We start from the raw sequence: 12,238 nt of genomic DNA, 5'->3' as shown, positions 1-12,238 counted from the left end.
GATTGATATGAAGATTCGTTCACAGATCGGCATGGTCCTGAACCTGGACAAATGCATCGGTTGCCATACCTGTTCGATCACCTGCAAGAACGTCTGGACCAGCCGCGAGGGCATGGAATACGCCTGGTTCAACAACGTCGAGACCAAGCCTGGTATCGGTTATCCCAAGGAATGGGAGAACCAGGACAAGTGGAAGGGCGGCTGGATCCGCAATGCCGACGGCTCGATCAACCCACGCATCGGCGGCAAGTTCCGCGTGTTGGCGAACATCTTCGCCAACCCGGACCTGCCAGGCCTGGACGATTACTACGAACCGTTCGACTTCGATTACCAACACCTGCACACCGCGCCTTTGGGCGAACACCAGCCGGTCGCACGGCCGCGCTCGGTGGTGTCGGGCAAGCGCATGGAAAAGATCGAGTGGGGCCCGAACTGGGAGGAAATTCTCGGCACCGAGTTTGCCAAGCGGCGCAAGGACAAAAACTTCGACAAGATCCAGGCGGACATCTACGGCGAGTACGAAAACACCTTCATGATGTACCTGCCGCGCCTGTGCGAGCACTGCCTCAATCCGGCGTGCGCGGCGTCCTGCCCGAGCGGGGCGATCTACAAGCGCGAGGAAGACGGCATCGTCCTGATCGACCAGGAGAAATGCCGCGGCTGGCGCATGTGCATCAGCGGCTGCCCGTACAAGAAGATCTATTTCAACTGGAAAAGCGGCAAGTCGGAAAAATGCATCTTTTGCTACCCGCGCATTGAAGCGGGGATGCCGACCGTCTGCGCGGAAACCTGCGTTGGCCGGATCCGTTACCTCGGCGTGCTGCTGTACGACGCCGACCGCATCAGCGAAGTGGCGAGCACCGCCGATGAGAAAGACCTCTACGAGAAACAACTGGAGATTTTCCTCGACCCGAACGACCCGGCGGTGATCCGTCAGGCCCTGGCCGATGGCGTGCCGCAGTCGGTGATCGACTCGGCGCAACGCTCGCCGGTCTACAAAATGGCCGTGGATTGGAAACTCGCGCTGCCATTGCACCCTGAATACCGCACCTTGCCGATGGTCTGGTACGTGCCGCCGCTGTCGCCGATCCAGAACGCCGCCGCAGCCGGCACCGTAGGCATGAACGGGGTCATCCCGGACGTCGACAGCCTGCGTATCCCGCTGCGCTACCTGGCGAACCTGCTGACCGCCGGCGATGAGAAACCGGTGAAGCTGGCCCTCAAGCGCTTGCTGGCCATGCGCGCCTACAAGCGTTCCGAACAGGTCGATGGTGTGCAGGACCTCAAGGTGCTGGCCGACGTCGGGCTGGACGTGAACCAGGTGAACGAGATGTACCGCTACCTGGCGATCGCCAACTACGAGGACCGCTTCGTCGTGCCAACCGCCCATCGCGAAGAAGCCATGAGCGATGCGTTCGCCGAACGCTCCGGTTGCGGCTTCAGCTTCGGCAGTGGTTGCAGCGGCAGCTCCGACACCAACATGTTCGGCGGCAAGAAGGCCAACCGTCGCGACGTGATCAAGACCGTGCAGTTGTGGGAGGACTGAGCATGCGCATTCTCAAGGTGATTTCGTTGCTGCTCGATTATCCGACCGAGACCCTGGTGGCCGGTCGTGACGAGTTGGAACAGGCGATTCTGCAGGCGCGGGAAATCAGCCCGAATCAACGGGCAGGGTTGTTCGAGCTGCTGGACGTGATTTGCAGCAAGGACCTCATGGACGGCCAGGAACACTACGGCGCGCTGTTCGGCCGTGGCCGTTCGTTGTCGCTGTTGCTGTTCGAACATGTCCATGGCGAGTCCCGCGACCGCGGCCAGGCCATGGTGGACATGATGGCCCAGTACGAGGAGGCCGGTTTCGCCATCGGCGTCAAGGAACTGCCCGATTACATTCCGCTGTACCTGGAATTTTTGTCCACCCGCGACGACCTGGAGGCCCGCGAGGGCCTGGCGGATGTCGCGCATCTGCTGGCCTTGCTCGCGGCGCGCCTGGAGGAGCGCGAAAGCGCCTATGCCAGTTGCTTCCGGGCCTTGTTGCAGATTGCCGGGGCCGAACCCCGGGACGCAGTCGCCGAACTGCGTGAGCAAGTCAAGGCCGAGCCACGGGACGACTCCCTCGAAGCCCTGGACCGGGTCTGGGAAGAAGAGGCGGTGGATTTCATGAAGGCCGAGCAGCAGGACCGCTGCAGTGGGTTGCCGAGCGCGCCGGGCAAGGCCCGGGAAGAAAGCGCGGTGCCGCTGCATTGGGTGGATTTTCAGCATGAAGGGCGGGCCGCTGCGCCTGCCGGGGAGGTGGGCAATGTCTAAGTGGGATCTGTTGTTGTTCGGGGTTTATCCCTACGTCGCCCTGGCGATTTGCCTGATTGGCAGCTGGGCGCGGTTCGACCTGTCCCAGTACACCTGGAAGGCCGGCTCCAGCCAGATGCTCAGCAAGGGCGGCATGCGCGTGGCGAGCAACCTGTTCCACGTCGGCGTGCTGTTCGTGCTGGCGGGCCACTTCGTCGGCCTGCTGACGCCTTCGGCCATCTACCACCACGTGCTGAGCACCGAGAACAAGCAATTGCTGGCGATGGTGTCCGGTGGCCTCTTCGGCGCGCTGGGCCTGATCGGTTTGCTGATGCTGCTCAACCGCCGACTCACCGATCCACGGGTTCGCGCCACGTCCAACACCTCGGACATCCTGGTGCTCGTCGTGTTGCTGGTGCAACTGGTGCTCGGCCTGATGACCATCGTCGCCTCCACGGCGCACATGGACGGCTCGGTGATGGTGATGCTGGCCGACTGGGCCCAGAACACCGTACTGCTGCGTCCAGTGGAAGCCGCTACTTCGATAGCGCCGGTGGGCCTGGTCTACAAGCTCCATGTGCTGTTGGGCCTGACCCTGTTCGTGCTGTTCCCGTTCACTCGTCTGGTCCACATCGTCAGTGCGCCGGTCTGGTACCTGGGACGTCGTTATCAAATCGTTCGGCAGAAGTTCTGAGGAGACGATCATGGCAAGTGGATGCGGATGTGGTGGCGGTAACGGCGGCAGTGGTGGTTGTGGTTCTTCGGCTAAAGCGGCGCCGGTGGTAGCGCCGGTTGCCGATGCCGAACCGGTGGGTGCGGTGCAGTTCGAGCCGGCCCAGGCCGGTCCGGCGGCAGTCGACGAAGCGCCGCAGTTGATCGCCAGCAGCGAGCAGGAGTGGCCGATCATCAGTGTCAACGGGGTCGCTATCAGTCCCCAGTCGATGGCGCTGGAGTTGCAATACCACCCGGCCGAAAGCCGCGAGGAGGCGGTCTATCAGGCCGCACGGGCGCTGGTGATTCGTGAGCTGTTGCAGCAACGCATCGCCGAGCTGGGCCTGTCGTTGCAGGTCGCCGCCGGTGAAAACGAAGAGGAAGCCGCCACCCGGCTGCTCCTCGAACGGGAGGTGCAGGTGCCGCAATGCGACGAGGCCACCTGCCGGCGTTACTTCGAGAGCAACCGGGCGCGTTTCCACAGCGCTCCGTTGCTGGCGGTGCGGCACATCCTGCTTGAATGCGCACCGGACGACGCCGAGGCGCGCAGCCTGGCTCACGTGCAGGCCGAGCTGTTGCTGGAACGCCTGGATCAGCATCCGGGCAGCTTCGCCGAGCTGGCCCAGAAGTACTCGGCGTGCCCTTCCAAGGAGCAGGGCGGGTCGCTGGGGCAGATCAGCAAGGGGCAGACCGTACCGGAGCTGGAGCGTCAGCTGTTCACCCTGCCGGCGGGCCTGGCGGGTAAACCGCTGGAGAGCCGCTACGGCTGGCACGTGATCAGCATCGACCAGCGTATCGAAGGCCAGCCGCTGCCCTACGAGGCGGTAGCGACGGCGATCCGGACCCAGTTGCAGCAGGGCGTGTGGCAAAAGGCGTTGGTGCAGTACCTGCAAACCCTGATCGGTGCGGCGGACATCCGTGGCATTCATCTCCAGGGCGCCGACTCACCGCTGGTGCAGTGAGCACCGGGCCAATCAGGGGGTATTCATGAACGCGGTGTTGCAGGACGGATTTGGGCGCCAGATCGATTATTTGCGGATGTCGGTGACCGATCGTTGTGATTTTCGCTGTGTGTATTGCATGGCGAAAAACATGACCTTCCTGCCGCGTCAGCAAGTGTTGACCCTGGAGGAATTGCAGCGGCTGGCGCGGTTGTTCGTCGGCATGGGGGTGAAGAAGATTCGCCTGACCGGTGGCGAGCCGCTGATCCGTCCGGGCATCGTCGGGTTGTGTCGCGACATCGCGGCATTGCCCGGCCTGCGGGAACTGGTGATGACCAGCAACGGCTCGCAGCTGGGCCGTCTGGCCCGGCCGCTGGTGGACGCTGGCGTCAAGCGCATGAACATCAGCCTCGACAGTCTCGATGGCGAGCGCTTTCGGGCGATCACCCGCAACGGCAGCCTGGATCAGGTGCTGGCGGGCATCGAGGCGGCGAAGGCGGCGGGGTTCGAGCGGATCAAACTCAATTGCGTGGTGATGAAGGGGCGCAACTTCGATGAAGTCCCGGCGTTGGTGCAATACGCCATCGAGCAGCGCATCGACATCAGCTTCATCGAGGAAATGCCCCTGGGAGAGGTGGGGCGTTCCCGGGGCGAGGCGTTCTGTTCCAGCGACGAGGTCAAGGCCGCGATCGCCAGCCGTCATCGGCTGCTCGACAGCGCCGAAACCAGCGGCGGGCCGGCGCGCTATGTGCGCCTGGAGCGCCATCCGGACACCCGCATCGGTTTCATTTCTCCCAATACCCATAACTTCTGCGCCAGTTGCAACCGGGTGCGCATGACCGTCGAGGGACGGCTGTTGCTGTGCCTCGGCCAGGAAGATTCCCTGGACCTGCGGGGCCTGCTGCGGCGCTATCCGCTGGATGACCAGCCGGTGATCCACGCGGTGCAACAAGCCCTGCGCGGCAAGCCGCTGCGCCATGACTTCAATCCTGGCGGGGAGGTGCAGATAGTGCGGTTCATGAACATGAGCGGTGGCTGAGCACCTACCTGGCAGACACCACAACACCTTGTGGGAGCGGGCTTGCTCGCGAAGGCGATGGGTCAGTCGATGAAGATGTTGACTGATCTGGCGCCTTCGCGAGCAAGCCCGCTCCCACAAGGGATTGGCGGTGTTGCTGAATTCGCTTTTCAACCCACCCCCAATTCTTGATATCGATCAATTGCAACCCAACCCTTTCACCGTACCCTTCACTGCATATTGTGTCTAAGTAACTTAAAAAACCTATATGTAGTGTCTGGAGCCCAAATGCAGAGCACATTGATCTCAGTAGGCTGTAACCGCTTGCACAAGCGCGACGGCAGTGTGGTTGCCTTCGATGCGGACAAGATTCGCCAGGCGCTGATCGCCGCCGGCAAGGCCACCGGCGAATACGCCGAGGCCGAGGCCGAGGAGTTGCTCAACGCCGTGTTGGCGCGATTGGAAGGGCAGTCACGGCTGAACGTCGAGCAGATCCAGGACCGTGTCGAACGGGTGCTGATGGACGCCGGTTACTTTCTCGCCATGCGCGCCTACATCGTCTACCGCGAGCAACATGGTCGCCTGCGTCGGGACCGTCGCACGCTGGTGGAAGTCGCCACGTCGATGAACGAATACCTCGACCGCGAAGACTGGCGCGTGCAGGCCAACGCCAACCAGGGCTACTCCCTCGGCGGACTGATCCTGAACGTGTCGGGCAAAGTCACCGCCAACTACTGGCTCGACGAAGTCTACAGCCAGGCCATCGGCGAGGCCCACCGCGAGGCCGATTTGCATATCCACGACCTGGACATGCTCGCCGGTTACTGCGCCGGCTGGTCGCTGCGCACGTTGTTGCACGAAGGTCTCAATGGCGTGCCGGGGCGGGTCGAGGCCGGGCCGCCCAGGCACCTGAGCAGTGCCCTGGGGCAAATGGTGAATTTCCTCGGCACCCTGCAGAACGAATGGGCCGGCGCCCAGGCGTTCAGCTCGTTCGACACCTACCTGGCCCCTTACGTGCGCAAGGACAACCTCAGCTACGACGAGGTCCGCCAGTCGTTGCAGGAGTTCATCTACAACCTCAACGTGCCGTCACGCTGGGGCACCCAGACCCCCTTCACCAATCTTACGTTCGACTGGGTCTGCCCTCAGGACCTGCGCGAGCAGATCCCGGTGATCGGTGGCGAGGAAATGCCGTTCGCCTACGGCGACCTGCAAGCGGAAATGGAACTGCTCAACCGCGCCTACATCGAGGTGATGCAAGCCGGCGATGCGAAAGGGCGAGTGTTCACCTTCCCGATCCCGACCTACAACATCACCCATGACTTCCCGTGGGACAGCGAGAACGCCGACCGGCTGTTCGAGATGACCGCCCGTTATGGCTTGCCGTACTTCCAGAATTTCCTCAATTCGGACATGCAGCCCAACCAGGTGCGCTCGATGTGCTGCCGCCTGCAACTGGACGTACGCGAGCTGCTCAAGCGTGGGGGCGGGTTGTTCGGCTCGGCGGAACAGACCGGTTCCCTGGGCGTGGTGACGATCAACTGCGCACGCCTGGGCTATCTGTACAAAGGCAACACCAGCGCGCTGCTGCAACGCCTCGATACCCTGATGGAGCTGGCCAAGGAGAGCCTGGAGGTCAAGCGCAAGGTCATCCAGCATCACATGGACGCCGGCTTGTACCCCTACACCAAGCGCTACCTGGGCACCTTGCGCAATCACTTCTCCACCATCGGCGTGAACGGCCTGCACGAGATGCTGCGCAATTTCACCGATGACCAGCAGGGCTTGCACACCGAACAGGGCCGGGCGTATGCCCTTAAGCTGCTGGATCACGTTCGGGCCACGCTGCTGCGTTTCCAGGAAGAAACCGGCCATCTCTACAACCTGGAAGCCACACCCGCCGAAGGCACCACTTACCGCTTCGCCAAGGAAGACCTCAAGCGCTTCCCGGACATCCTGCAGGCTGGCAGCCCCGTCGCTCCGTATTACACCAACTCCTCGCAACTGCCGGTGGGCTTCACCGACGACCCGTTCGAGGCCCTGGAACTGCAGGACGAACTGCAATGCAAATACACCGGCGGCACCGTGTTGCACCTGTACATGGCCGAGCAGATTTCCTCCACCCAAGCGTGCAAACAACTGGTGCGCAAGGCCCTGGGGCGTTTCCGGCTGCCGTATCTGACCGTGACGCCGACGTTCTCCATCTGCCCGGTGCACGGCTACCTCGCCGGCGAACATGAGTTCTGCCCCAAATGCGACGAGGCCTTGCTGCTGCAACAACAGCGCCAGGCCACCGTTCACTGATTCGATCCATCGACCGCAAGGAGCTTCATCCATGAACGCATCACACACCGTTCCACAGGCACAGCGTCAACGTTGCGAAGTCTGGACCCGCGTGATGGGCTATCACCGCCCGGTGGCGGCCTTCAACCCGGGCAAGCAATCCGAGCACCGCGAGCGGGTGCACTTCACCGAACGCGCGGCCGGGCGTCCATGAGTCGAGTGCTGCGGGTCGGGGGCATGGTGCCCCTGACCACCCTCGATTATCCGGGCCAACTGGCTTGCGTACTGTTTTGCCAGGGTTGCGCCTGGCGTTGTCGTTACTGCCATAACCCGCAGTTGATCGCGCCGCGTGGCAGCGAAGAGGTGGACTGGTGCCGGGTCCTGGCGTTCTTGCAGCGCCGCCAGGACCTGCTCGACGCCGTGGTGTTCAGCGGCGGTGAGCCGACCTTGCAGGACGGTCTGGCGTCGGCCATGGAGGAGGTGCGGCAGATGGGGTTTCGCATCGGCTTGCACAGCGCCGGCATCAAGCCGGCGGCGTTCGCCAAGGTGGTGGGCCGGGCCGACTGGGTCGGCTTCGACATCAAGGCCCTGCCCGAAGACGCGCTGGACGTGACCCGGGTCGAAGGCAGCGGCGCCGCCAACTGGCGCAGCCTGGATCACCTGCTGGACAGCGGCGTGGACTATGAAATTCGCACCACGGTCCATTGGCATCTGTTCGACCCCGAACGCCTGCTGACCCTGGCCCGGCGCCTGAGCGAGCGCGGCGTCACGCGTTTTGCCGTGCAACTGGTGCGCACCGCGCGGATGCTCGATCCCCATCTCTCCAGCGTTTCGGCACACGCCTTGCAGCCCGAGCTGTGGGGCGCCCTGCGCGAATTATTCCCCTCGTTCGTGTTGCGCAGTTGATCGCTGCGCGATGAGGCACAGCGGCTCGGCTGACCGGGCCATTTCTTTCCAAGGTTTTCAAATGCGCTGCCGGATTGGCAGGTAGTTGAACAGGGAGCATTTGACATGACCAGACTCACCACTGCCCGACGTATCGTGATCGGCTTTGCCATCGCGCCCTTGGCCTTGATCGCCCTGGCGTTGTACGCCTTGCATGACCTGGCGACGTTGCGCGACCAGGCCGAGCAGATCGTCCGCCAGGACTGGCCGAAGATCGATCCGATCATGGTGATCGCCACGGGCGTGCGCGATAACGCCAGGAACACCCGTGACCTGTTGATCGACAAGAACAACGCTCAGGTCCAGCAATCCATCGACGCTACCCGGCAACGCATCACCCAGGCCTTTGCCACCCTGGAGCCGCTGTTGTTCCAGCCCGAGGGCAAGGCGGCCTATGCCGAGCTGAAGAAGCGCCGAGAGGCCTATGTGGCGGCGTTCGTCCAGGTGCAGGCGTTGATCCGCCAGGGCGCAACGGAGGAGGCGATGACGCAGCTCAAGCAGGGTGTGATCCCGGCGGAGCTTGAGGTGTACAAAAGCCTTGAAGGGCTGATGGCGATGCAGGGCCGGTTGTTTGCCGAGCGCGAACGCCTGGCCCAGGACCGCTACAACGATGCGCGGCGCAACATGCTGGCGCTGGTATTGGCGTGCCTGGCCCTGGTGAGCACGGTCGCGATCCTCGTGACCCGCAGCGTGACCCGTCCCCTGGGCGGCGAGCCCGGCGACGCGGCAAGGGTACTCAACCACATCGCCCAGGGTGACCTGACCATTCGCGTGCCGGTGGGTGTCGGCGCCAACGACAGCGTGATGAGCAACATGCACGACATGCAGCAGAGCCTCAACGCCATGGTCCGCCACATCGCGGCGTCGGTCGACCGGGTGGCCAGTTCATCCGAAGAACTGAGTGCCGTGAGCAGCCAGACCAACAGCACCTTGCAACTGCAGGGCATGGAGATCGAGCAGGCCGCGGCGGCGGTGAACCAGATGACCGCCGCGGTGGATGAAGTGGCGCGCAACGCCGTGAGCACCAGCGAGGCGTCGCGCGTTTCCGAGCAGACGGCCCAGCGTGGCCGTGAGCAGGTCCAGCAGACGGTCGCTTCCATTTTCGCGTTGGCCGATGGCGTGACGGACACGTCGGCGCGTATCCAGCAACTGGCCGGGCGGGTCGAGGACATCAGTTCGGTGCTGGACGTGATTCGCAGCATCGCCGAGCAGACCAACCTCCTGGCCTTGAACGCCGCCATCGAAGCCGCCCGCGCCGGCGATGCCGGGCGTGGCTTTGCGGTGGTGGCCGACGAAGTCCGGGCGCTGGCCCATCGCACCCAGGATTCGACCCGGGAAATCGAGGACATGATCGGCAACATCCGCCAGGACAGTGGCCATGCCGTGAGCGCCATGCAAAGCAACAGCGAACGGGTGCAGACCACCTTGCAAGTGGCCCAGCGCTCGGGCGACGCTCTGGATGAAATCGCCCGTTCGATCTCGCAGATCAACGAACGCAACCTGATGATCGCCAGCGCCACGGAACAACAAGCCCTGGTGGCCCGGGAAGTGGACCGCAACCTGGTGGGCATCCGCAACCTGTCCGAACAGGTGCTGCTGGGGGCCCGGCATACCGACACGGCCGGTCAGGACCTGGCGCAGATGGCCGGGTCGCTGCATGAGACGGTGGCGCGGTTCAAGGTATAGCCAGCAGGGACATCACGAATCTTCTGTGGGAGCGGGCTTGCTCGCGAAAGCGGTCTTTCAGTTACATATGCATAACTGACACATTGCATTCGCGAGCAAGCCCGCTCCCACAGGATCCGGTTGTACCCAGGGGTTGTGAACGCCCCATAAGATCACCACCCCCAGAACTGCAACCACCAGCCATAGCCCACCAAGCCGCTTGCCGATATCAGGCAAGCCATGGCGGGCACCCTGCGAGACGGCGTCGTCTGCTCCAATCGTTTCCAGCCCAGCCACAGGCTCCAGCCTATGGCCGCGATCAACAACGCAGCCCGGGCGGGCTGTACCCAGTCGAGCACCAGCCCTTCATAGCGCAGCAATTTCACTGTGGTGGCCGACAAGCCGAGGAACAGCCCCGCACCGCCAAGGGGCGTCAGGGTGATGGCTAAGGGCCAATATTGTGCAGCGTCGCCCGAGACTCTGGCCGCCAGGCGCATCAGCAGCATCAATGAGATGCCCAACAGCAACGCGCTCAGGCCCAGGTAGGCGAGGATACAAAAACCGTCGAGCCAACTGAAGCTGTCGTTGGCCTGGGGATAGTGCGTCAACAGCCACCAGGGCGCATCGTCCTGCAAAGGCCAGAGCCAATCATGGGCCACCAGCCATTGGGCCAGTGCTTGCTTCAGGGCGATGAACCAGGGGCTGACGGTCCACTGGAAGGCGCCCATGGCCAGGCCGATGACACCGAACAGCAGCAAGCGGACGTCCCAGGGCGACACGCTGCTGCTGGTCGACTGAAGAATCTCCTGGTTGCTGGAACGGGCAATCAGGCGAACGGCATCGCGCTGGCCGCTGCAACGGCCACAGGCGTGGCAATCGGCGGCGCCGCGCAGACGACGAATGTCCAACAGCGGCGCGCAGTTGGGGGGCGGTAGGCGAGGGCCGGCATTCGCCAGCCAGCGTTGTTCGTCCACCTGGAAATGCATCGGCGCCAGACGGGCGAGCAAGGCGAAGACGCCGCTGACCGGGCACAGGTAACGACACCAGACCCGCTTGCCACGGGCGAAGAGCAGGCCGACGACCACCGCCGCGATGGTCGACCCACCCAGGATCAGCAACGCTGCCTGGGCATAGTCGTAGACGCTGATGAGTTGGCCATAGATCGTGGTCAGGCAGAACGCCAGGGTCGGCCAACCGGCCCAGCGCAAGCCTTTTGGCATCCCCAGGCCCTTGCCATAACGACTGGCCCATTCGCTCAGGGCACCTTCGGGGCATAACACGCCGCACCAGAGTCGACCGAACAACACGATCGACAGCAACACGAACGGCCACCAGAGGCCCCAGAACAGAAACTGCGCCAGCAGGGTGAGGTTATCGACGATTCGTGCCTGGCTGTCCGGCAGCGGCAGCAGGGCGGGCACCACCAGCAACACGGCATAGAACAGCACCACCGCCCATTGCACGGCGCGAATGGTTGCGCCGTGGCGCCGCATGCCGTCGCCCAGGCGCTGGAGCCAGTTATTCAGGTGGGGCATGGCAGGTGTTCCGCCTTGCGGGGGCGTAGCCAGCCAACGACGGCCAGCCAGTAGCCGATCCACACGATCAGGGTCAGCGCGCTGGGACTCGCCCGATACCCGGCAAAATCAGCCAGGAAACCGCCGAACCCGTGGCCGTCATCCAGGATCGCACTGCTGTCCCACAGGGCGTCACCGATGCCGCGATACACCGCCTCGGGCCAATCCATCGCGAGCAGTTGCCCGCCGATCCGCTCGATGCCGCTGACCAGCAGCGCCGCGCCGAGCAGCAAGAGGATCGTTTCGCTGATTGCAAAGAAACGCGGCCATGAAATGAACCGGCGACTGCCGTGCAGCACGGAGACGGTCAGCAACGCCATGGCCAGTCCCGCCACAGCGCCGATGGCGAACAGGCCCAACGAGGTCCCCTGCAGGCGAGCACCGGCGCCATACAGGAAAACCACGGTTTCACTGCCTTCGCGGCTGACGGCCAGCAGCGCCAGGAGCAACAGCCCCAGGCCCCCCTGGCGGTTCAGTCGATGGCTGGCATCGCGTGTCAGGTCTTGTTTGAGGGTGCGGGCGTTGCGGTGCATCCAGCCCACCATCTGCACGATCAGCAGGCTTGCGATCATCGCCAGCGAGGCCTGGAACCATTCGTTGGCCGAACCGCTCATGGCTTCGCCCGCCAGCAGGATCAGGCCGGCCAGCACCGCCGACAGCAGCAGGCCCAACACCGCGCCGCCCCATACGTAGCGGGACAGTTGCCGGCCCTGTGGCTGGCGGCTGACCCAGGCCTGGAGAATCCCGATCACCAATAACGCCTCGACGCTTTCGCGCCAGACAATAAACATCGATTGAGTCATGCAAACGCCTCCTGC

At 63.6% G+C, this 12,238-nt stretch carries 11 protein-coding genes; 9 read left to right on the top strand and 2 right to left on the bottom strand.

Annotated features, from left to right (window positions below; genetic code table 11):
- Positions 1-7 precede the first annotated feature (7 nt).
- From narH to EGM97_RS09360, 9 genes are all read left to right on the top strand, one after another.
- Positions 8-1,546: a nitrate reductase subunit beta gene (narH, locus tag EGM97_RS09400; RefSeq protein ID WP_238963470.1), complete on the top strand. Its 1,539-nt coding sequence runs from the start codon at positions 8-10 to the stop codon at positions 1,544-1,546.
- 2 nt (positions 1,547-1,548) lie between these two features.
- Positions 1,549-2,304 (top strand): nitrate reductase molybdenum cofactor assembly chaperone, encoded by a 756-nt coding sequence (narJ, locus tag EGM97_RS09395; RefSeq protein WP_238963462.1) that lies wholly within the window; start codon positions 1,549-1,551, stop codon positions 2,302-2,304.
- Complete coding sequence (narI, locus tag EGM97_RS09390) at positions 2,297-2,977, top strand: respiratory nitrate reductase subunit gamma (protein WP_238963451.1); 681 nt, start codon at positions 2,297-2,299, stop codon at positions 2,975-2,977. The genes narJ and narI overlap by 8 nt, the downstream gene beginning before the upstream one ends.
- A 10-nt stretch (positions 2,978-2,987) precedes the next feature.
- Positions 2,988-3,956, top strand: a complete 969-nt coding sequence (locus tag EGM97_RS09385) for a peptidylprolyl isomerase (protein WP_238963448.1) — start codon at positions 2,988-2,990, stop codon at positions 3,954-3,956.
- 25 nt (positions 3,957-3,981) lie between these two features.
- A complete protein-coding gene (gene moaA, locus EGM97_RS09380) occupies positions 3,982-4,974 on the top strand; it encodes a GTP 3',8-cyclase MoaA (RefSeq protein WP_238963446.1) in 993 nt (330 codons plus the stop codon).
- 267 nt (positions 4,975-5,241) lie between these two features.
- Positions 5,242-7,257, top strand: coding sequence for a ribonucleoside triphosphate reductase (locus EGM97_RS09375; protein ID WP_238963444.1), 2,016 nt, complete (start codon positions 5,242-5,244; stop codon positions 7,255-7,257).
- A gap of 31 nt (positions 7,258-7,288) precedes the next feature.
- Entirely contained in the window at positions 7,289-7,450 is a 162-nt protein-coding gene (nrdD, locus tag EGM97_RS09370) for an anaerobic ribonucleoside-triphosphate reductase (protein WP_053151391.1), read from the top strand.
- Positions 7,447-8,142, top strand: coding sequence for an anaerobic ribonucleoside-triphosphate reductase activating protein (locus EGM97_RS09365; RefSeq protein ID WP_238963442.1), 696 nt, complete (start codon positions 7,447-7,449; stop codon positions 8,140-8,142). The genes nrdD and EGM97_RS09365 overlap by 4 nt, the downstream gene beginning before the upstream one ends.
- Before the next feature lie 105 nt (positions 8,143-8,247).
- The gene (locus EGM97_RS09360) at positions 8,248-9,867 is read left to right on the top strand and encodes a methyl-accepting chemotaxis protein (RefSeq protein ID WP_238963441.1); all 1,620 of its coding nucleotides are present in this window, start codon (positions 8,248-8,250) and stop codon (positions 9,865-9,867) included.
- A gap of 152 nt (positions 9,868-10,019) precedes the next feature.
- On the opposite strand, the gene EGM97_RS09355 is transcribed toward EGM97_RS09360, so the two are convergent.
- On the bottom strand, positions 10,020-11,381 hold the full coding sequence (locus EGM97_RS09355) for a 4Fe-4S binding protein (RefSeq protein ID WP_238963439.1): 1,362 nt from the start codon (positions 11,379-11,381) through the stop codon (positions 10,020-10,022).
- Positions 11,369-12,223 (bottom strand): FTR1 family iron permease, encoded by an 855-nt coding sequence (locus EGM97_RS09350; RefSeq protein ID WP_238963437.1) that lies wholly within the window; start codon positions 12,221-12,223, stop codon positions 11,369-11,371. Before EGM97_RS09350 ends, EGM97_RS09355 begins: the two co-directional genes overlap by 13 nt.
- Positions 12,224-12,238: the final 15 nt, after the last annotated feature.

The organism is Pseudomonas sp. AF32 (assembly GCF_022342325.2).
GTDB classification, from domain to species: domain Bacteria; phylum Pseudomonadota; class Gammaproteobacteria; order Pseudomonadales; family Pseudomonadaceae; genus Aquipseudomonas; species Aquipseudomonas uvaldensis.
The sequence above is the reverse complement of the archived record's forward strand: the minus strand, read 5'-3'. Positions and strand labels throughout refer to the sequence as shown.

Bases quoted from the DNA above. Each gene is read 5' to 3' on its own strand.
- EGM97_RS09385 (WP_238963448.1), top strand. From the start codon at position 2,988: ATGGCAAGTGGATGCGGATGTGGTGGCGGTAACGGCGGCAGTGGTGGT.
- EGM97_RS09375 (WP_238963444.1), top strand. From the start codon at position 5,242: ATGCAGAGCACATTGATCTCAGTAGGCTGTAACCGCTTGCACAAGCGC.
- narI (WP_238963451.1), top strand. From the start codon at position 2,297: ATGTCTAAGTGGGATCTGTTGTTGTTCGGGGTTTATCCCTACGTCGCC.
- EGM97_RS09355 (WP_238963439.1), bottom strand. From the start codon at position 11,381: ATGCCCCACCTGAATAACTGGCTCCAGCGCCTGGGCGACGGCATGCGG.
- EGM97_RS09365 (WP_238963442.1), top strand. From the start codon at position 7,447: ATGAGTCGAGTGCTGCGGGTCGGGGGCATGGTGCCCCTGACCACCCTC.
- moaA (WP_238963446.1), top strand. From the start codon at position 3,982: ATGAACGCGGTGTTGCAGGACGGATTTGGGCGCCAGATCGATTATTTG.
- EGM97_RS09360 (WP_238963441.1), top strand. From the start codon at position 8,248: ATGACCAGACTCACCACTGCCCGACGTATCGTGATCGGCTTTGCCATC.
- nrdD (WP_053151391.1), top strand. From the start codon at position 7,289: ATGAACGCATCACACACCGTTCCACAGGCACAGCGTCAACGTTGCGAA.
- narJ (WP_238963462.1), top strand. From the start codon at position 1,549: ATGCGCATTCTCAAGGTGATTTCGTTGCTGCTCGATTATCCGACCGAG.
- EGM97_RS09350 (WP_238963437.1), bottom strand. From the start codon at position 12,223: ATGACTCAATCGATGTTTATTGTCTGGCGCGAAAGCGTCGAGGCGTTA.
- narH (WP_238963470.1), top strand. From the start codon at position 8: ATGAAGATTCGTTCACAGATCGGCATGGTCCTGAACCTGGACAAATGC.